This is a genomic window from Endozoicomonas sp. ISHI1 (assembly GCF_024606225.1).
Classification (GTDB): Bacteria; Pseudomonadota; Gammaproteobacteria; order Pseudomonadales; family Endozoicomonadaceae; genus Endozoicomonas_A.
Window position 1 is genome coordinate 95,293 of the sequence record NZ_JAGRPU010000005.1, and the last position, 19,890, is coordinate 115,182.

Below are 19,890 nucleotides of genomic sequence, written 5' to 3' on the forward strand. Positions count from 1 at the left end.
CTTGTCACTCGATACTGTGTTGAAGAGCGCTCACTATAAAAAAACCATGTGCCCCGAGGACAAAAAATGACCGAATACTCCGTTAACAGAGCGACCTTCGACGACGTCATGGTGCCTAACTATGCACCACAGGCGATCATCCCCGTTCGCGGAAAAGGTTCTCGAGTCTGGGATCAGGAAGGCCGTGAATACGTCGATTTCGCAGGAGGTATTGCTGTTAATGCCCTCGGCCACTGCCACCCTCAACTGGTCAGGGCCCTCAAGGCACAGAGTGACAAACTCTGGCATCTGAGTAATGTCTATACCAACGAGCCTGCTCTGGCTCTGGCCCAACGCCTGACCGAGATCTCCTTTGCCGATAAAGTCTTCTTCTGTAACTCAGGTACAGAAGCCAACGAAGCTGCTTTCAAACTGGCCAGGAAGTATTCTTTTGATCATGTTGGCCCCGAAAAACATGAGATCATATCCTTCAAAAGCTCCTTCCACGGTCGCAGTCTGTTTGCCGTAACAGTGGGTGGTCAGCCGAGTTACTGTGAAGGTTACGCACCAGTTCCGGGCGGTGTGACTCACCTGCCTTACAATGACCTGGATGCCCTGAAAGCGGCAATTTCCGGGAAGACCTGTGCAGTCGTTCTGGAACCCATCCAGGGTGAAGGTGGCGTGATTCCGGCAGATCCTGAGTTCCTGAAGGGCGTTAGGGCACTGTGTGATGAATACAAAGCCCTGATGGTTTTGGATGAAGTGCAAACCGGTGTAGGCCGTACCGGTGAGTTTTATGCCTACATGTCCACCGGCGTCATCCCAGACATTCTGACCACAGCCAAATCCCTCGGCGGCGGCTTCCCGGTGGGCGCCATGCTAACCACCGACGAAGTCGCCAAAAGCTTTGGCTTTGGCAGCCACGGCAGCACCTATGGGGGGAACCCACTGGCCTGCGCAGTGGCTCTCGAAGCCATCAACCTGATCCACAACGATCAGGTTCTGGCCAATGTCAGCAGTAAGCATGAACTGTTCCGAAGTGAGCTGGAACGCATTAACCAAACTTTTGGCATCTTTAAGGAAGTTCGTGGCAAAGGCATGCTGATTGGTGCCGAGCTGATCGAAGACTGGCACGGTAAAGGCAAGGATTTTCTCGCGGCCGCTGCAGAAGAAGGTCTGATGATGCTGGTAGCTGGCCCCAATGTTCTCAGAATGGCACCGTCACTGATCATTCCGGACGAAGATATCCGTGAGGGTATGGCAGCTCTGGAACGGGCAGTGGCCAAGGTAGTCAATCCATAATGAATGACTGCACCGGCCTCGTGTTACTGGCCGGTGTCACAACCCCAAACTGTCCGTATCAGAATACTTCCTGTCGCAAAATCAAGAGCGATCATGCTCGTCAGTTCGTATACTGAAATAGCTGCAGGCTCAGAAACAGCCTTGAGCTCAGAAAAAATAGCCAAACCAAAACAAATATCAGAAGGGAATGCCGGTTTATAGTGCGTTCCAACAAAAACCATCTTTGAAAAAATGGTGTTTCATGTCCGACCTTCTTGCCCCGCTCCAATCCCAGTTAACCCGTCTGGACAACCTTCAGGCCGAAATGCTTGAGCACACCATTGAACTGGCTGAAATCAACTCCGGTAGTCTCAATGCCACAGGGGTTAACCAGGTCATGGAGCGGCTCAGACGGATGACCGCATCCCTGGGTGGAGAGCAAGAAGTCATTGATCTGGCACCTTATGAAGTAATTAACGATCAGGGGGAAGTGGTTCAACACGAGTTAGGCAAGGCTCTGAGAGTCTGCAAACGCCCCGAGGCTCCGCTTAAGGTTTTCCTGTGCGGCCATATGGACACTGTATTCCCCAAAGACAGCTCTTTCCAAAAGGTTGTCCAACTTGATGAAGATACCATCAATGGTCCGGGTGTCACCGACTTGAAAGGCGGCATCATTGTGATGCTGAATGCGCTTAAAATACTGGAAGCAAGCCCCTGGGCAGATCAAATCGGCTGGGAAATCCTGTTCAACCCCGATGAAGAAATTGGCTCACCGGGTTCTGCCGCCTTGATAAAAGACGCCGCCAGCCGTGTAGACCTTGGCATGATTTACGAGCCTTGCTTCCCTGATGGCAGCTTCGCTGGTCAACGCAAGGGCAGCGGAAACTTTACCGCCGTCTGTTATGGCAAAGCGGCTCATGCTGGCAGGGAACATCATCTGGGAAGAAATGCTATACGTGCTCTGTGCGACTTTGTCTCTGCCATGGACGACCTGAATGGCAAACGTGAAGGTGTCACGTTTAATCCCGGCTATATTCACGGTGGCGGCCCAACCAATATTGTTCCGGACAAATGCATAAGCCGTTTCAATATTCGCCTTGAGAAACCGGAAGATGAAGACTGGTGCCTGCGGGAACTGCAAATGATCGTGAATGAGATCAGCAGTCGCAATGGCATCCGTCTGGAGCTCCACGGCGGCTTCAGCAGAAAACCCAAACTACTCTCCCCTGCCAACCAGCAACTGTTAGAGCTGGCCAGACAGTGTGGTCATGCACTGGGACTGACCATTGATGTAAAACCCACCGGCGGCTGCTGTGATGGCAATAACCTGGCCTCAGCAGGCATTCCCAATATCGATACTCTGGGCGTTCAGGGTGGACATATTCACAGTGAACAGGAGTACCTGAAAATCAGCAGTCTGGTGCCCAGGGCCAAATTGAGTGCGGCCCTACTGCTTACACTGGCCCGCAATGAAGCTCTGGGTAGCGGAAACGCCTGGCTGAAGAGCAAAGAGGCGCGGCAATGAAAGTCGTCAGACCTATAGAATATCGAGACCTTAGTGCCCTGGAAGCACTCGCCAGCAGTGCCCGAGACTCAATGACGACCCTGCCTGCAAACCGTGATCATCTGGCAGAACTGATTTGCAAAACCCACGACTCACTCAGTCAAAACGTCGAGAGTGCCCGAGAAGAGAGCTACCACTTTGTACTGGAAGATCTGGACAGTGGTGAGATTCTTGGCATATCCGGCATTATTGCCACAGTGGGCCTTTCTGTTCCTTTCTATAACTTTCGTGTTGATGAAGACGTTCATGCATCCGAAACCTTAAATACCATTAACCGGATGACCGTCTTAAAGCTCTGTCAGGATTACACAGGCTACTCCAGCCTCTGCACTCTCTTCATCTCTCAAAAACACGACAGCTGGTCTAACCTTCAGTTGCTGAGCCGGGCGAGACTGCTGTTCATGGCGGAACATCGTGATCGGTTTGCTGACCGTATTCTGGCAGAGATTCAGGGCGTTGTTGATGAAAACAATCGCTCGGCATTCTGGGACAGTCTGGGCAGTCACTTTCTGCCAATGGCCATGTCCAAAGCCAATTATCTGACCGGTCTTCAGGAAAAGAACTTTATTGCTGACCTGATGCCCCGATATCCGATTTACACACGCCTGCTCGCCAAACAGGCAAGAGCGGTGATAGGTGAACCCAGACCTGACCGGGAACCAGTGTTCCACATCCTTGAACGGGAGGGATTCAACTATCAGGGGTATGTAGATATTTTTGATGCCGGCCCCACTCTTGAAGCTGGAACCGACCGGCTAACCACTCTGCGTGACAGTCAGATCTATCAACCTGATCTACACATAAACTCTCCAGAGCCTGAAACAGCTTATACACAAAACAACGATTATCTTGTAGCCAATACATCGACCCGATCTTTTCGATGCATCAGCACAGCTTTCAACCCGCAAGCCCCGGCTCTGACACAGAAAGAAACGGATCTGCTGCAACTGGGTGGCGGAGACCCCGTCAGAGTGGCAGCCAGCTATTAAAAGACTATGGGCTCATAAAGCCAGAGGAAACGGCAATGACAGAAGCCAAAACAAACAAAATCAAAACCCTTCTGGAAGCCATGTGGCAGAATTATCTGGAACTGACCCCCGATGCCCGGACAATCCATGACCTCTTTGCCAGTCAGAATAATGGCATGGTGATCAACGACCACATTGCCCTGCGCACCTATAATCTGGACAAGGTCAATCTCGAAACAGTAGCCCGCCCCTTTCTCGATGCAGGCTATGTTGTCGGCGGCGACTATGCATTTCCAGGCAGAAAACTGGTGGCTAAACATTTCCAGCATCCAGACGACACTCTGCCTAAAGTATTTATTAGTGAGCTGCTGGTTGAGGCACTATCAGGTAAAGCTCAGAAAATTATCCACAGCCTCGTCGACCAGGTGACTGAAGGATCTGTTCTTCTGGATAACTTCTGCTTTTCAGGGCGTCCCTGGACAGTCAGCCTGCAAGACTATGACCTGCTATTACAGGAAAGTGAGTACGCTGCCTGGGTGGCAGCCCTCGGTTACCGCCCCAACCACTTCACTGTCTCCATCAATCACCTGCAATCTCATGATGACATCCATGTCCTGAACCGTATGCTGCAGGATAATGGTTTCATACTGAATGAAAGCGGAGGTCTGGTGAAAGGTTCTCCCGAAGTCCTTCTGGAACAGTCATCCACCATGGCCGGCAAAGTCAGCGTCAGCTTCTCCGATGGTGACCGGGCGATCCCCGGCTGTTTCTATGAGTTTGCCAAGCGCTACTCACTGCCCAATGGTAAGCTCTACCAGGGGTTCGTAGCGGTTTCTGCTGACAAGATTTTTGAAAGTACCGATACCAGGTCAACCCAATGATCTGACTTTGTTCAGTCATTGAGGAAGGCAAAAGTGACAGAACAGTTTTTTCACAAGCTGCTCTTTTCTATCACGATAATCATAAAAAACGACCACTGAGGCCTGACATTTTCTTATGATGTTAATCAGACCCATTACCGAACAGGACCACGACGCACTCTGGCAGATTGCCCGGATGACCGGCGTGGGTTTCTCTTCCCTGCAACCTGATCCCGACATGGTGCAAAAAAAACTCGACTGGGCAGTCAACTCCTTCAGGGCTGAAAAGCCTCTGGAAGAAGCTTACTACCTGTTCGTCATGGAAGACACGAAAACGGAAAAAGTAGTTGGTGTCTGCGGCATTGAGTCCGCACTAGGCCTGAAAGACCCCTGGTACAACTACAAGGTGAACACTCAGGTACATGCCTCCAGAGAACTGGATGTCTATACCCGCATCAAGACCCTGACGCTTTGCAGTGATTACACCGGTCATTCAGAACTCTGCACTCTGTTCCTGACACCGGAATACCGTAAATCCAGCAATGGACACCTGTTGTCCAAGTGTCGTTTTCTTTTCATGGCTGCTCATGAGCCTCGCTTTGACGATAACATCATTGCCGAGCTTCGTGGCTTCTCTGATGAAGATGGCGAATCTCCCTTCTGGGAAGCTTTGGGCAGACATTTCTTTGCCGTGGACTTTGTCGAAGCTGACCAGCAGGTCTCCCGGGGTAAGTCTTTTATCGCCGAGTTGATGCCACGCAACCCCATCTACAGCAACCTGTTACCCGCAAAAGCCCAAAGTGTCATCGGTCAGACTCATCAGGATACTGTGCCCGCAAGAAAACTACTGGAGAGCGAAGGGTTCCGATACACCGGCTATATCGACATTTTTGATGGCGGTCCGGTGCTGGAAACCCGGCTTAGAGATATCCGGGCAATCAGGGATTCCCGCCGCTACCGGGTCAGGGTTCATGACTTTGTGGATACGGATGAAACGGTCTGGCTAATGGCCAACAGCCATTTCCGCAACTTTCGTTGCATGGCAGGACAACTGTCGTTTGAAGGACTGGAATCCGTCAACATCAGTCAGAAACAGGCTGAAGCCTTGAAGGTGCGAGACGGAGACGAACTCAGAGTCGTGCCACTCTTTAATCCACAACGGAACAATTATCAATAAACAGCCCTGAACACTAATACATTAGGAGTGACATTATGAAAGGTTCTCTATTTATTAAGGGACAATGGCTTCAGGGTGAAGGTCAGACATTCCATTCTCTGAATCCGGCCAGTGGTGAAACCGTCTGGAGTGGATCTGCCGCCCAGCCTTCACAGGTTGACCAGGCCATTTCATCAGCCCGGAAAGCCCAGCCGGGATGGGCTGCACGCTCTCTGGAAGACCGCATTAGTCTGGTGCGTAAGTTTGCCGGGCAGGTTGAACAAAACGCTCACCTGCTGGCCGAGATCATTGCCTTAGAGACGGGTAAACCCTTGTGGGAATCCAAAACCGAAGCTGCGGCCATGAAAGGCAAGATTGAAATTTCTATCAAAGCCTACAGTGAGCGCACCGGAACGACAGAAAACATCATGCCGGGAGGCCGTGCTTTTATACGACATAAACCTCACGGTGTCGTCGCTGTTTTTGGCCCCTACAATTTTCCGGGACACCTGCCCAATGGACACATTGTTCCGGCCCTGCTGGCGGGCAATACGGTTGTCTTCAAACCCAGTGAACTGACCCCGGCTACAGCTGAAGAAACCATCAAACTCTGGGAGCAGGCCGGACTACCGGAAGGCGTATTGAACATGGTTCAGGGCGAGAGAGAGACCGGTATGGCTCTGGCTGGGCACAAAGGCATTGACGGCCTGTTCTTCACCGGCAGCTCGAATACAGGAAGGCTCATCCACCAGCAGTTTGGGGGTCAGCCAGGCAAGATTCTGGCTCTGGAGATGGGTGGCAATAACCCGCTGATCATTACTGAAGTCAAAGATCGAAAAGCGGCGATACACGACACTATACAGTCAGCGTTTATTACTGCGGGTCAGCGGTGTACCTGCTCCAGACGCTTGTTCGTGCCTGCCTCAGAATGGGGTGATACTTTCATTGATCAACTGGTTGAAGCCACAGGCAACATCAAAATAGGCCAATGGAATGATGAAGACCAGCCCTTCATGGGAGCCGTTATCTCAGAAGCGGCTGCGAACAGTATTTTGCAGGCACAGGCACGCCTGCAACAGCTGGGCGGTCAATCATTACTGACGAGCAGAAAATTGAAGGAAGGTACCGGTTTACTGTCTCCCGGCATTATTGATGTTACCTCCATTAAAGAACTACCCGATGAAGAGTACTTCGGCCCCTTGCTACAGGTGCTTCGTTACAACCAACTCAACGAAGCCATCGAACAAGCCAATAACACTCGTTATGGACTGTCCGCCGGTATTTTCGCTGACAACCGAGAAGACTATGAACAGTTCCTGCACCTGAGTCGAGCCGGAATCGTCAACTGGAACAAGCCCATCACCGGAGCCAGCAGCGCTGCGCCATTTGGTGGTATTGGTGACAGCGGTAACCACCGCCCCAGTGCCTACTTTGCTGCTGACTACTGCGCTTACCCCGTTGCCAGTGTAGAAGCTGAGAGCCTGTCACTACCGGAAAAACTGGCGCCGGGTTTAAAGCTTTAATGAACAGATGCATGCCATCAGGAAGCTGACCGAGATCGGAACAGAAAAAATATGAATAGTACTGTTGAAGCCAATTTTGACGGCCTGGTAGGCCCAACCCATAATTATGCAGGCCTTTCTCTGGGCAATATAGCCTCAACCCGAAGCCAGTCGGCGTCTTCCAACCCGAAACAGGCTGCTCTGCAAGGTCTGGCTAAAATGAAGGCACTGCACGACATGGGTTTAGTACAAGGAGTGCTGGCACCCCATGAAAGACCCGACGTTTATACCCTGCGCAAGCTAGGTTTTAGCGGCAGTGATAGACAGGTTCTTGCCGGGGCCTCAAGACAGGCACCCAAAATTCTTGCAGCATGCAGTTCTGCATCCACCATGTGGACCGCTAATGCCGCTACAGTATCACCCAGCGCCGACACAACGTCTGGCACCGTACATTTCACACCGGCAAACCTGTGCAGTAAGTTTCACCGATCCATTGAGCATGAAATAACAGGCAAAATCCTGAAAGCCGTTTTCTCCAGCGAGGAGCATTTCACTCATCATCCAGCCCTGATTAGCACCTCTCACTTCGGCGATGAGGGCGCGGCCAATCACACCCGTTTCTGTCAGAACTATGGAGACGAAGGTGTTGAGTTTTTTGTTTATGGCCGTTACAGCTTTGATGATGCTCAGCCAGCGCCGACAAAATTTCCGGCTCGCCAAACCCTGGAGGCCTCCCAGGCCATTGCCCGTAACCATCAACTGAATAGCCATCGAACTGTCTTTGCACAGCAAAATCCGGAAGTCATTGATCAGGGAGTTTTTCATAACGATGTCATTGCTGTGGGTAACCGCAATGTACTGTTCTGTCACGAGAAAGCCTTCCTGAATCAGGCGCAGGTTTACAACGACCTGAGAAGTGCTTATAGCCTTGAGCTAAAAAACAGCCGGAATGACTTCTGCATTATTGAGGTGCCTGAAAGTCAGATAAGAGTGGAAACTGCGGTGAAAAGTTACCTGTTCAACAGTCAGCTGCTCAGCACTTCCGATCATGATATGACTATTGTTGTGCCCTCTGAGTGCCAGAGTGATCGACAGGTTTCTTCTTACCTCGAAGGTCTGGTTGCGCGCGAGAACCCCATTAATGACATCAAAGTGTTCGACTTGCGTCAGAGCATGAATAATGGCGGCGGACCTGCCTGTTTGCGTCTGAGAGTAGTCCTGACTCCAGAAGAACTGGCTGCCACCAATCAGGCCTGCCTGATGAACGACACTTTGTATACAACACTCTGCCAATGGGTAGAAAAACATTACCGTGACAGGCTGACTGAAGCCGATCTTGCTGATCCTGAACTTCTGATTGAATCCCGTACAGCACTGGATGAGTTAACCGACATTCTGCAACTGGGCTCAGTCTATCAGTTCCAACAGGTGTGAAGGGCTTGAGCTGATTTTATCTCTGCGAATGATAGAATCAGCTCATCCACTTCATGGGAGAAAAGAATGAGAATAATATCCATTGCTATGCTGGCGCTTGTTTCCATAGTACTTGCAGGCTGCGTAAGCGTTACCGTTCCTCAGGAAAACCCTAAGGTCGCCCCATTATCGATTACCGCTTCTCCCCTGCATCGATTCTCTTTAGCCGATTTTGATGGCTTGATGTTCGAATCCATCACCCCTGAAGAAAAGGACCCGATGTTCCCTAACCGGGAGAATGCTTATCAAACAATAGAATTCGAGATAGCCAAACAGCTGTCAGCGAAAATGAAGATTGATCCTGACCAAATACCCCAGAATTCATTGATTGTCCGCTACGGCATTGCTTCTGATTCCATCGTCTCCGACGCAGAACTGGTTCACTTTTTTGGCACAACGCCGGGACTGGTCACTGAGCCGGGCCAGGAAAAACTGACCATAGCCATTGCCCTGATTAGAGCCAATACCGGAGATGCCCTATGGAAAGGGGTTGCCCAGGGCACAATAGTTCCCGGACTAAGCAATGAGACGCGACTGGCCAGAGCCGAAGCGGCGATTGCCAGAATGTTGAGCAGTTTGAAATGACGCTCCCTGCCTTATCAAAGATGTTGGAGAGTTAAAGCAAACAATCAATTATTCATTCGTAGCTCCGTGATTTTCACCTTGTGATAGCCACTGTCATAGCCGTCGGAGATGGTAAGCACATGGCCGCAGTCGGCACTGAAGGTGGCTGATTTGACCTTCCTCCCATGGGAAATTGTGGCTTTTTCTACCCATGATCCATCAGCCACCAGACCAATAATTTTCGACGTTAAATCTCCACTGGCGGTGACCACATGGCGGCCATCGGGACCGAAGGTGGCCGAGAAGACCTCTCCATTATGGGAAAAGATGGCTATTTCTCTCCATAATCCATCGTCGTCATGGCCATAAATTTTCACCTTTCCATCGCCACTGGCGGTCACCATGTAACGGCCATCGGCGCTGAAGTTGGCTGAATAAACTTCGTCCTCATGATGAATGGTGGTCTGTTTTTTCCATTCTCCGTACTCCTGGGCGTAGATTTTCGCCTTGCCATCAATACTGGCGGTCACCAAATGACTGCCATCATCGCTGAAGGTGGCTGAGTTGACCTCTTCCTTATGTAAAATAATGGTTTTTTCTTTCCATGGCCCATCATCTTCATGACCATAGATTTTCACCGTGCAATTGTTAACGGTCACCAGATGGCTGCTGTCAGCGCTGAAGGTAGCTGAATCGACATAATCAACATGATAAATTTTGGCTTTTTCTTCCCATGTCCCACCCTCTTCCTGGCCATAGATTTTCGCCGTGCAATCTTCACTGGCAGTGACCAAATAGCGGCTATCGGCACTGAAGGTAGCTGAGCTGACAGTGTCATCATGTTCAATTGTGGCTTTTTCCACCCATAGCCCATCGCCCACCTTGCTATAGATCTTCACTGTGTGATCGTCACTTGCGGTCACTAAATGAGAGCTATCGGCGCTGAAGGTGGCTGTATTAACGCCTTCATCATGAAAAATGGTCCCTTTTGCTTTCCATGATCCATCGTCTTCATAGCCATAGATTTTCGCTGTGCCGTCGTCACTGGCAGTTACCAAATAGCGGCTATCGGCACTGAAGGTGGCTGACTCAACGAAGCGATCATGGGTAATGGTGGTCTTTTCTTCCCATAAACCATCGTCATTGCGGCTACAGATTTTCACCTTGTTATCTTCACCGATGGTCACCACGTGGTGACCATCGGCGCTGAAGGAAGCTGAATTAACTTCTTCATCATGGGAAATGGTGGCTTTTTTCTTCCATGATCCGTCGTCCTCCTTGTCATAGATTTTCACCTTACCATCGTTACTGGCAGTCACGACGTGGAGACCGTCTTTACTGAAAGTCGCTGAATTGATTAAGTCTCCATGGGAAATAGTGACTTTTTTATCGACATTGAATGTTTCGCACTGCGACATTAGATCGGCATTGTTGAAAAAGAGCAGAGCAGGACGAACCTCTTCTCGACTTTTAACAAGTGACTTGATTAGCGCCTGATTATTCGTAAATTGCCCCAGCCAGGCACTAAGTTGCTCATCACTTCTTGCAGTGATGGCTGTCTTCAGTAGAGACTGGTGTGCTGAAGAAAAACGGCGATACCATGCCTTTGCCGGAATATCTTCTTGTTTAATAAGCTCTTGAAAGTGGCTAGATACCTGTTTCAAACAGGCAACATCTTTAAGCCCCAAATGGCCAATAATATTTAATTGTGTGAGGCGGGGCAAATTGAGTAGCGGAGACTCACTGCTCTCAGATACACTGATTTCCCTACCCCCACTGACACCCGTTGGTGCATGCTCTGATATAGATTGAGGCGGTTTTGGTAAATATGAGAAAGCAGCTTTTGAGTTGTTATTTATCGATTCCATGTTTTGTCAATCCTTTGTTTGATAGTTTTTATTTATCTTCAATCAGGAAGAACATCCAAAATTGAAACTAAGGGTTGGATTCTGTCTTAAAGTAAAAGTTCATGACATGTTGTTAAGTGAAACTAACAAAAGTTTCTGTCTTTCAGCACACGCTAAATAGCGTCACTCAGAAGAAACCTCTTAAATTGAATAAAAGTGAAGGCAAACAATCAATTATTCATTCATTCGCAGCTCAGTGATTTTCGCCTTGTGATAGCCATTGTCTGCGGCAGTGGTAAGCACATGGCTGCAGTCGCCACTGAAGGTGGCTGATGAGACCAGCCCCCGATGGGAGATAGTGGCTTTTTCTACCCATGATTCTTCAGCCGTCAGGCCAATAATTTTCGACGTTTTATCTTTACTGGCGGTCACTATATGGCGGCCATCGGTACTGAAGGTGGCTGAATAGACTCGACCATTATGATAAATAGTGGTTTTTTTCTTCCATGATCCATCGCTCTCACGGCCGTAAATTTTCACCTTGCCATCGTCACCGGCGGTCACCACGTAGCGGCCATCGGCGCTGAAAGTGGCTGAATTAACATCACCGGCATGGTGAATGGTGGCTTTTTCTTCCCATGATCCATCTTTATTCTGGCCATAGATTTTCGCCTTACCATCATTACTGGCGGTCACCACATGGCTGCCATCGGGACTGAAGGCGGCTGAGTTGACCTTATTTTTATGGAAAATAGTGGTTTTTAATCCCAATAATCCGTCGCCCTCATGACCATAGATTCTCACCGTGTAATCGTCACTGACGGTCACCAAATAGTTGCCATTTGCGCTGAAGGCAACTGAATCGGCATGGGTAGCATAGTACGCGGAATTTTCTTCCCATGTTCCACCTTCCTCCTGACCGTAAATTTTCGCCCCGCCATCATAACTCGTGGTCATTACACGGCTAGCATCGGCGTTGAAGGTCGCTGAGCTGATCAAATCATTGTGATAAATGATGCCTGATTCCAGCCATGATCCATCGTGCTCCTTACTATGGATTTTCACTGTGTGATCGCCGCTGGCAGTCAACACATAGCGGCCATCGGCACTGAAAGTGGCTGAACTGATATATCCATTGTGGAAAATGGTAGCTTTTGCTTTCCATGTTCCATCGTCCTCATAGCCGTAAATTCTCGCCGTGCCATCGTCACTGGCAGTGACCAAATAGCGGCCATCGGCACTGAAGGTGGCTGACTTGACAAAGGAATCATGGGATATTGTGGCCTTTGCTTGCCATGATCCATCGTCATTCCGGCCATAGAGTTTCACTTTGTGATCTTCACCGATGGTCACCGCATGGCGGCCATCGGCGCTAAAAGTGGCTGATGCCACCGATTTATCATGAGCAATGGTGGCTTTTTTTGTCCATGATCCGTCGAGCTCCTTGTCATAGATTTTCGCCGTGCCATCGTCACTGGCAGTCACCACGTGGAGACCATCTTTACTGAAAGTCGCCGAATTGATGAAGCCTTTATGGGAAATAGTGACTTTTTTATCGACATTAAATGTTTCGCACTGCGACATTAGATTGGTGTTGTTGAAAAAGAGCAGAGCAGGAGATAGACCATTATCGTCCCGGCGTTTTAAAACTGAATCGATCAATGCCTGATTATTCGTAAATTGCCCCAACCAAGCACTGAGTTGCTGATCACTTTTTGCGGTGACGACTGTCTTTAGTAGAAACTGGTGCGCAGAGGAAAAACGGCGATACCATTCCTTTGCCAGAGAACCTTCTTCTTTAATAAGCTTTCGAAAGTAGGTACATACCTGTTTCAAACGGGTAATATCTTTAAGCCCCAAACGTTCAATAATATTTAAGTGTGTTGGGCGAGACAAACTCAGTAATGGAGGCTTAGTACCCTCAAAAACAGTGATTTCTCTATTTGCATTGACACCTGTACGTGCTCGCTTTGATATAGGTTGAGCAGAAAATGACAAAACGTTTGAATGGTTATTTATTTGTCGCATATCTGGTCACTCCATGGTTAGCGCTTATCCTCAATTAGAAGGTATATTCAAAATTGATGTTAATAATAGGATTCGGTTTTAACATAAAAGTTCCTGACAAATTGTTAAGTGAAACTAACATTTACCACCGACAGCAACCATTTTCTCCACTAACCTTCTGAGTTTCGATCTTCTACACAGAAATGGATGACACCTGTATTCAATATTGTTTTTCGGGGTTTTGTGATTAATTAATTCAAAAACCTGGCATCTCCCTCCATTCTTTTCTGAAAAGCCGGGTGCGCCTTGACCCTCTGGAGATAGGCGGCAAAGCCCGAATATTCTGACGGGTCAGGTTCGAATCCGGCACAACCGGCATTGGTCACTTTCATCAAAACGGTATCAGCGTACTCCTCCAACCAGCGGGCTTTGGCTTTTAAAGCCGGATCTCTGGGGTACAGCGCCAAGAAAAGGGAGAAACTCCATGGGAGCTGAGACGAGGACCTTTTAGAGAGTCTGACTTTTCCTGTCTGCCTCCCGGTCAGTGGACACTTCTGGTTCAGGCTATGGATCACTGGGTTCCCGATGTTCACTCGCTGCTGGATTACTTTGACTTTCTGCCCTCCTGGCAACTTGAAGACATTATGATCAGCTATGCAATCGATGGGGGTTCAGTGGGTCCTCACTACGATCATTTTGATGTTTTCCTGATTCAGGCCGAAGGCCGAAGGCAAAAGGCATTGGCAAGTCGGCCCGGTCTACGATGCCAGCTCACCAAAACTGAAAAACACTGACCTTCATATCCTGTCGGAATGACTATTTCAGTAGGCTTCCGGAAAAGTGAAAGCAAGCAAACAATCAATCGCCCATGAATAGTTCATTGATTTTCACCCTGTCATCGAAGCCGACGGTAACCACATGGCTGACGTCGTTGCTGAAGGCGGCTGATATGACCGGTTCCCAATGGTAAACAGAGGCTTTTTCTACCCATGATTCATCAGTTTCCTGGCCAATAATTATCGCCGTATAATCTTCACTGGCAGTCACCACATGGCGGCCATCGGCACTGAAGGTGGCTGAGCTGACCGGACCACCATGTTCAATTTCGGATTTTATTTTCCACAATCCATCGTCGTCATGGCCATAAATTATCACTCTGCCATCGTGACTGGCAGAAACCATATGACGGCTATCGGCACTGAAGGTGGCTGAATTGACGTGGTCATAACCACCATGGTCGATGGTGGCTTTTTCTTCCCATAATCCACCCTTACCGGCCTTCTGGCCACAGATTATTGCCACGCCATCTTCACCGGTGGTCACCAGATGGCAGCCATCGGGGCTGAAAGACGCTGTTTTGACCACGTTACTATGGAAAATAGTGATTTTTTCTTTCCATGTTCCATCGTCCTCATAGCCATGGATTTTCACACTGTAATCACCACTGACGGTAGCCACATGGTATCCATCGGCACTAATGGCAGCTAAATCGACACCGACTTCATGGTAAATGGTGGCTTGTTCTTGCCATGTTCCACCCGCCTCCTGGCCGTATATTTTCGCAGTGCCATCCCAACTGGCGGTCAGAACATGGCGACAATCGGCGCTTAAATTAGCTGAGATGACACAGTCATCATGAGTAATTCTGACTTTTTCTATCCATAATCCATCGGACTCCAGACTATAGATCTTCGCTGTGTTATCGTGGCTGGCAGTCACCACATGGTGTCCATCGGCGCTGAAGGAGGCTGAATTGATATCGTCACCATGGGCAATGATGACTTTCTCTTCCCATAATCCATCGTCATCATGACCATAGATTTTTGCTATGTAGTCGCTACTGGTGGTCATCAGATGGCGGCCATCAGGGCTGAAGTTAGCCGAGTTGATGTCGTCATTATGATCAAGGATGGCTTTTTCTTCCCATCTTCCATTAGCCTCGCAAACGATGATTTTTGCGGTTTCATTGTCACAGATGGTCACCACTTGGCGGCCATCGTCGCTGAAGGTGGCTGATCTGACCCTGTCATCATGGGAAATGATGGCTTTTTCTTTCCATGATCCATTGTCCTCCTGGTCATAGATTCTCGCCGTGCCATCATTACTGGCAGTTACCACGTGGAGGCCATCGGTGCTGAAAGTGGCTGATCTGACGTCGCCTCTATGGGAAATAGTAACTTTAGCCTCTAAATTAAATGTTTTACGTTGCGACATTAAATCTGTGTTGTTGAAAAAAACCAGAGCAGGAAAATCAACATTGTTTCGACGCTCTGTAAGTGACTTGGTTAACACTTGGTTATTTGTAAACTGCCCAACCCAACGGCTGAGTTGCTCATCACTTTTTGCAGTAATGACTGTCTTTAGTAGAGACTGGTGTGCAGAAGAAAAGCGGCGATACCAAGCCTTTGCCAGGATATCTTCTTCTTTAATAACCTCTCGAAAGTAGGTACAAACCTGCTTTAAACGAGCAATATCTTTAAGCCTCAAACAGCCAATAATTTTCAATTGTGTCAGGCTGGGCAAATTGAGTAGTGAAAGTTCACCCTTGTCACATACAGTAATTTTCCTGCCTGCACTATCACCCACAACCTCTGACCTCGATAGAGATTGATCTGGTGTTGGTGAAAGTGAACCGACAATATTGGAATCGTTATTCATTCCATTCATGCTCTGTTACTCAATGGTTACTATTTACTCTCAATTAAAAAAGACATTCAAAATTGATGCCACGGGTTAGACTCGGAGTTGAAATAAAAGTTCATTACGGGTTGTCAAGTGAAACTGACAATAGTTTCTGTCTTTCAGCACAAGAAGAATAGCGTCAATTAGAGGAAACCCCTTGAATTGATAAACCCGGATCGCGCGCTCATCTTCGGGGTGATTAGAGTAAGGCTTTTCACCCGGTTAATAATAACGCAGCTCAGCCTTACTTTTTTACCACCGGCAGCAACAATTTTCGCCACTAGCCTACTGAGTTTGGATTCTCTAAACAAAAATTGATGACAACTGTTTTCCAGTATCCAAAATTATTTCCCGTTTTTTTGATTAATTAATTCAAGAATCTGGCATCTTCCTTAATTCTTTTCTGCAAAGCCGGATGCGCCTTGACCCTATGGAGATAGGCGGCAAAAACCGGATATTCTGACGGGTCAGGTTCAAATTCGGCATAACCGGCATTGATAAAACAGGAACCGATGCCAATATCAGCCATCATCAATGATTCACCCAAGAGAAAACCTTGTTCCGGAACTACACTTTCCAGATAAGCCAATGTCTTGGGCATGTTGTCTTTAAGGTTTTGCTGTACTTTGTCTTCGTCCGTTTCCATCCCCATCATCGGCTTCACTACCCGTTCGAAGAACAAACTTTCAGCAGTCACTTTCATTAAAACCGTATCAGCGTACTCCTCGAACCAGCGGGCTTTGGCCTTCAGGACCAGATCGGCGGGATACAACGCAATTTCCGGGTAGCGATCTTCCAGATACTCACAGATGATGGAGGAGTCTGCCAGGGTCACTTCACCATCCTGCAAGGCAGGAACTTTTTTCAGGGGACTGATTTTTTCAAAACCTTCAGGGGTATTAAAAGGAATAACGGGGTCCAACTCAAAATTCAGCCCTTTCATTTCCAGGGCCACTAAAACCTTTCGAACCATGGGGGAAAGGGTTGCTCCAAAAACTTTCATTCTAATTCTCCTGTTCAATGAATAATTTTCATTCCTTAGGGGCAAGAAAATTATTCTATCGCTATGGCGGCTCAGAACTATCTATCCTACAGCCAAGCCTATTAATAAGGCCACTTTATGCTAACCTTGCGTCGTTTATTTACATTCCGATGAAATTCAATGAAACAATTTATTCTGGGTTCCCTTCCTCCAGAGGCTTTCCTGCAAAGCTATTGGCAAAAGAAACCTCTGCTGATTCGTCAGGCCATCCCGGATTTTCTGTCACCTCTCTCGGCCGATGAGCTGGCAGGTCTGGCGTTGGAAGAGGACGTTGAGTCCCGTATTGTGCTTGAGAAAGGGGAAACTCCGTGGGAGCTGAGACGGGGACCGTTCAGTGAAGCTGACTTTGCCTGTCTGCCGCCCAGTCACTGGACACTTCTGGTTCAGGCTGTGGACCACTGGGTACCCGGTGTTCACTCATTGCTGGATTACTTTGACTTTCTTCCCTCCTGGCGGCTTGAAGACATCATGATCAGCTATGCAACCGACGGTGGTTCAGTGGGCCCTCACTATGATCATTTTGATGTTTTCCTGATTCAGGCCGAAGGTCAAAGACGCTGGCAAGTCGGCCCGGTCTATGATGCTACCTCACCGAAACTGGAAGACACTGACCTTCACATCTTGTCAGAGTTTGAAGTTCTGCAAGATTATGTCCTTGAACCCGGCGACATGCTCTACCTGCCACCTGGTATCGGTCATCATGGCGCAGCCGAAGGTGAATGCATGACTATTTCAGTAGGCTTTCGGGCTCCCAGCCATCGCGAGATTCTGATGCAATTTACTGACTTTATCGCCGACCGGTTACCAGAGAGCCTTCGCTATTCAGACCCCGACCAGACTTTGCCCGAGCAAAAAGGCGAGATTGATGAAAAAGCCCTGGATCGTCTACAGAAAATTCTGAAAACGCATATTGAAGATCGCTCAATGCTGGCAGAATGGTTTGGAGAGATGATGACCCAACCCAAACATGAGCAGCCATTGGAAGAACACTGGCAAAGTTGGGAAGCGCTTAAGGAAGAGGCTGAAGGGATTGATCTGGTGCTCAATGAGGGCTCAAGGCTCGCTTTCAGGCAAGAGAAAAATCACCTGACACTGTTTGCTGATGGTGAGGCCTACGAATGCCAGTCTGCAGACGCAGCGAATCTGGCTCAACAGATGTGTCAGCACTCGCAACTGGCATCCGATCAATGGCACTTTGTCGTGGACAATGAAGCTCGTGAGTTGCTACTCCGCTTGATTAACGCGGGCTGTATCTACCCGCTCTTTGAGGCAGAGACAGAGGACTGATGAATAATATTCTGTTATTGGTCGAACGCTTAAACCAAAAATAACAACCAACCAGCGTGGCAAATGATAGCCTTAGCGCTTTCATTTGCCACTTTTCACCTTCAGAAAAGTTAAAACTGATATCTCTGGTAAGAACATCTCTTCGGGTGCTGTAGTTCTGCTTCTTTTACAGATTAACCCGTCATTTTTGGCTTTAAAGCTTTACTGACCAAACGGCCGCACGTAAGGCTTGATTATAACTATTCTGGTGAAGTTGTTTTTAACAAATACAGGTAAAGCTATGGCCTTACAATGTGACTTTAAGGTGCTTTTATTTTCAGTCTTTTTTTTGTTTTGTCAGCAGGGGATGGCAAACGACACCTATGATCTTGAAGAATTTCGCCAGTATTATAAAAAAATCTGGGACCCTTCCCCAAAAAGAAGGCAAAAGGGCTCGGGTGATTCCATCATGAACCCGTTTAAAATTATTCGTATTGGCTTTTTCGGGCTGAATTTAGCGGCTGATGATGTATCCGGAGATGACCGACTGGAAATCTACAATAACTTCTTGCTTGATGAGCAAAATTTTGAATATCTTTCAAACTTTTACTTTTACTACGTGAACATAGGGAGCCCTCAATATCGGCATGCGCGCATTCAGAAAATACTGAGACTGATATTTCGTATATTCACTATGAATGTGACCATGGAAAATAGCCCGGCAGGTAAACAGAAAATAAACGCAATGGCCAGAAGCCTCTTTGATAAGTTGTTTTTTTCTCCAGCCATCGATGCTGAAATTAACCCTTATTACACTATTTTCAATTCACATTCAGAGAAAAATCTGCCTGATTATGCCACTGTTCATAACGGTTTAGTCCTGATGTTTTTTGCTTTTCTTGGTCCTCATGTTCTTTCCACCAATGCCTTTTATGATCACTTTTCTGTGCTGCTCAATCGCTTTACCCGAAAAAGCTACCATGAAGCATTATCCAATTCACTGCTGTCTGGCAATACCAGCGATTATCAATCTCCGAAAAGATTTGCCAATCGGCTCAAAGAAGCAAACCTGGACACTGAAACAGCTCTTCTCATCGGTTTACATGCAATGGCAAGCGCTTCTCACCACCACATGGCTACAGGAATGGCGTGGCCAGAGACACTGGAAGAACTGTTACAAAGATTTTTGCCCTATGAGCTTCTGTGCAGTAGCTACGAAAATATGAATAGCCTTTGCCAGAGAGAATCACGTTCCAGGCCTGAGGTCATGTTTAGCTACGAAGGTATGCGAGATTTTACATACAATATTCTGGGTATTGATCCCACACCCCCGGCTGAATTAGATGAAGAAGCATGTTCACAGTCAGGAGTCTGCCGCAATCTATCGGACCATTCTCCACAGAATTCCAGTTCTCCCCGGGTTACCGCTTCTGACTGGAGTTTAGACAGTGAAGATTCCGACGAGGAAATAGCACAGAAATCAGGAGCAGTTGGAGGTGCCACCAGAGAGAGTCAGGAATGTTTGATTTGTTCAGGACCATTGGAAGATAAAACTATATTCATAAACTGCAGGCACCTTGGTTATTGTGAGGTCTGTATTGAGAACATTTTAAAGGAATAGATAGAAGGGAAGCTCTGCTTCTCCTTTATACTTCCAGCGGTTCTGAGATCCTTCCCAGCCAGATACTGATATTGTGCT

Annotated in this window: 16 protein-coding genes; 11 read left to right on the forward strand and 5 right to left on the reverse strand. The window is 48.1% G+C overall.

All coding sequences use genetic code 11. The features are described 5' to 3' along the window. The first annotated feature begins 66 nt into the window (after nucleotides 1-66). The 8 genes from KBW69_RS05520 (at nucleotide 67) to KBW69_RS05555 (ending at nucleotide 9,368) form a co-directional block, all read left to right on the forward strand. Complete coding sequence (locus tag KBW69_RS05520; protein WP_257254578.1) at nucleotides 67-1,281, forward strand: aspartate aminotransferase family protein; 1,215 nt, start codon at nucleotides 67-69, stop codon at nucleotides 1,279-1,281. 241 nt (nucleotides 1,282-1,522) lie between these two features. Beyond that, nucleotides 1,523-2,785, forward strand: coding sequence for a hydrolase (locus KBW69_RS05525; protein WP_257280231.1), 1,263 nt, complete (start codon nucleotides 1,523-1,525; stop codon nucleotides 2,783-2,785). Further along, a complete protein-coding gene (locus KBW69_RS05530) occupies nucleotides 2,782-3,813 on the forward strand; it encodes an arginine N-succinyltransferase (RefSeq protein WP_257280232.1) in 1,032 nt (343 codons plus the stop codon). The genes KBW69_RS05525 and KBW69_RS05530 overlap by 4 nt, the downstream gene beginning before the upstream one ends. Nucleotides 3,814-3,848: 35 nt before the next feature. Next, on the forward strand, nucleotides 3,849-4,673 hold the full coding sequence (locus KBW69_RS05535) for a DUF1338 domain-containing protein (protein ID WP_257280233.1): 825 nt from the start codon (nucleotides 3,849-3,851) through the stop codon (nucleotides 4,671-4,673). Nucleotides 4,674-4,788: 115 nt separating this feature from the next. Further along, on the forward strand, nucleotides 4,789-5,829 hold the full coding sequence (gene astA / locus KBW69_RS05540) for an arginine N-succinyltransferase (RefSeq protein ID WP_257254756.1): 1,041 nt from the start codon (nucleotides 4,789-4,791) through the stop codon (nucleotides 5,827-5,829). A 35-nt stretch (nucleotides 5,830-5,864) separates the two neighbouring features. Next, nucleotides 5,865-7,331 (forward strand): succinylglutamate-semialdehyde dehydrogenase, encoded by a 1,467-nt coding sequence (gene astD, locus KBW69_RS05545; protein WP_257280234.1) that lies wholly within the window; start codon nucleotides 5,865-5,867, stop codon nucleotides 7,329-7,331. A gap of 51 nt (nucleotides 7,332-7,382) precedes the next feature. Next, nucleotides 7,383-8,744, forward strand: coding sequence for an N-succinylarginine dihydrolase (gene astB, locus KBW69_RS05550; protein ID WP_257280235.1), 1,362 nt, complete (start codon nucleotides 7,383-7,385; stop codon nucleotides 8,742-8,744). A gap of 66 nt (nucleotides 8,745-8,810) precedes the next feature. Next, nucleotides 8,811-9,368: a DUF4136 domain-containing protein gene (locus tag KBW69_RS05555; RefSeq protein ID WP_257280236.1), complete on the forward strand. Its 558-nt coding sequence runs from the start codon at nucleotides 8,811-8,813 to the stop codon at nucleotides 9,366-9,368. A 44-nt stretch (nucleotides 9,369-9,412) separates the two neighbouring features. On the opposite strand, the gene KBW69_RS05560 is transcribed toward KBW69_RS05555, so the two are convergent. The 3 genes from KBW69_RS05560 to KBW69_RS05570 form a co-directional block, all read right to left on the reverse strand. After that, a complete protein-coding gene (locus KBW69_RS05560; RefSeq protein ID WP_373690673.1) occupies nucleotides 9,413-11,215 on the reverse strand; it encodes an F-box/WD repeat-containing protein in 1,803 nt (600 codons plus the stop codon). Between the two features lie 213 nt (nucleotides 11,216-11,428). Continuing rightward, nucleotides 11,429-13,222, reverse strand: coding sequence for an F-box/WD repeat-containing protein (locus KBW69_RS05565; protein ID WP_257280238.1), 1,794 nt, complete (start codon nucleotides 13,220-13,222; stop codon nucleotides 11,429-11,431). A gap of 230 nt (nucleotides 13,223-13,452) precedes the next feature. Further along, entirely contained in the window at nucleotides 13,453-13,668 is a 216-nt protein-coding gene (locus KBW69_RS05570; RefSeq protein ID WP_257253390.1) for a hypothetical protein, read from the reverse strand. Nucleotides 13,669-13,767: 99 nt separating this feature from the next. On the opposite strand from KBW69_RS05570, the gene KBW69_RS05575 reads away from it, so the two are divergent. After that, the gene (locus KBW69_RS05575) at nucleotides 13,768-13,995 is read left to right on the forward strand and encodes a JmjC domain-containing protein (protein ID WP_306670852.1); all 228 of its coding nucleotides are present in this window, start codon (nucleotides 13,768-13,770) and stop codon (nucleotides 13,993-13,995) included. Nucleotides 13,996-14,059: 64 nt separating this feature from the next. On the opposite strand, the gene KBW69_RS05580 is transcribed toward KBW69_RS05575, so the two are convergent. Then, complete coding sequence (locus tag KBW69_RS05580) at nucleotides 14,060-15,868, reverse strand: F-box/WD40 repeat-containing protein (RefSeq protein WP_257280239.1); 1,809 nt, start codon at nucleotides 15,866-15,868, stop codon at nucleotides 14,060-14,062. Nucleotides 15,869-16,250: 382 nt separating this feature from the next. Next, a complete protein-coding gene (locus KBW69_RS05585; RefSeq protein WP_257280240.1) occupies nucleotides 16,251-16,886 on the reverse strand; it encodes a glutathione S-transferase family protein in 636 nt (211 codons plus the stop codon). A 159-nt stretch (nucleotides 16,887-17,045) separates the two neighbouring features. Between KBW69_RS05585 and KBW69_RS05590 the strand changes: the two genes are divergently transcribed. Both KBW69_RS05590 and KBW69_RS05595 read left to right on the forward strand, forming a co-directional pair. Beyond that, nucleotides 17,046-18,212: a cupin domain-containing protein gene (locus KBW69_RS05590; protein ID WP_257280242.1), complete on the forward strand. Its 1,167-nt coding sequence runs from the start codon at nucleotides 17,046-17,048 to the stop codon at nucleotides 18,210-18,212. Nucleotides 18,213-18,558: 346 nt separating this feature from the next. Further along, complete coding sequence (locus KBW69_RS05595) at nucleotides 18,559-19,812, forward strand: RING finger protein (protein ID WP_257280243.1); 1,254 nt, start codon at nucleotides 18,559-18,561, stop codon at nucleotides 19,810-19,812. Nucleotides 19,813-19,890 lie beyond the last annotated feature (78 nt).

Bases quoted from the DNA above. Each gene is read 5' to 3' on its own strand.
- KBW69_RS05585 (WP_257280240.1), bottom strand. From the start codon at position 16,886: ATGAAAGTTTTTGGAGCAACCCTTTCCCCCATGGTTCGAAAGGTTTTA.
- KBW69_RS05535 (WP_257280233.1), top strand. From the start codon at position 3,849: ATGACAGAAGCCAAAACAAACAAAATCAAAACCCTTCTGGAAGCCATG.
- KBW69_RS05565 (WP_257280238.1), bottom strand. From the start codon at position 13,222: ATGCGACAAATAAATAACCATTCAAACGTTTTGTCATTTTCTGCTCAA.
- KBW69_RS05590 (WP_257280242.1), top strand. From the start codon at position 17,046: ATGAAACAATTTATTCTGGGTTCCCTTCCTCCAGAGGCTTTCCTGCAA.
- KBW69_RS05560 (WP_373690673.1), bottom strand. From the start codon at position 11,215: ATGGAATCGATAAATAACAACTCAAAAGCTGCTTTCTCATATTTACCA.
- astA (WP_257254756.1), top strand. From the start codon at position 4,789: ATGATGTTAATCAGACCCATTACCGAACAGGACCACGACGCACTCTGG.
- KBW69_RS05595 (WP_257280243.1), top strand. From the start codon at position 18,559: ATGGCAAACGACACCTATGATCTTGAAGAATTTCGCCAGTATTATAAA.
- astB (WP_257280235.1), top strand. From the start codon at position 7,383: ATGAATAGTACTGTTGAAGCCAATTTTGACGGCCTGGTAGGCCCAACC.
- KBW69_RS05530 (WP_257280232.1), top strand. From the start codon at position 2,782: ATGAAAGTCGTCAGACCTATAGAATATCGAGACCTTAGTGCCCTGGAA.
- KBW69_RS05575 (WP_306670852.1), top strand. From the start codon at position 13,768: ATGGATCACTGGGTTCCCGATGTTCACTCGCTGCTGGATTACTTTGAC.
- astD (WP_257280234.1), top strand. From the start codon at position 5,865: ATGAAAGGTTCTCTATTTATTAAGGGACAATGGCTTCAGGGTGAAGGT.
- KBW69_RS05520 (WP_257254578.1), top strand. From the start codon at position 67: ATGACCGAATACTCCGTTAACAGAGCGACCTTCGACGACGTCATGGTG.
- KBW69_RS05580 (WP_257280239.1), bottom strand. From the start codon at position 15,868: ATGAATGGAATGAATAACGATTCCAATATTGTCGGTTCACTTTCACCA.
- KBW69_RS05525 (WP_257280231.1), top strand. From the start codon at position 1,523: ATGTCCGACCTTCTTGCCCCGCTCCAATCCCAGTTAACCCGTCTGGAC.
- KBW69_RS05555 (WP_257280236.1), top strand. From the start codon at position 8,811: ATGAGAATAATATCCATTGCTATGCTGGCGCTTGTTTCCATAGTACTT.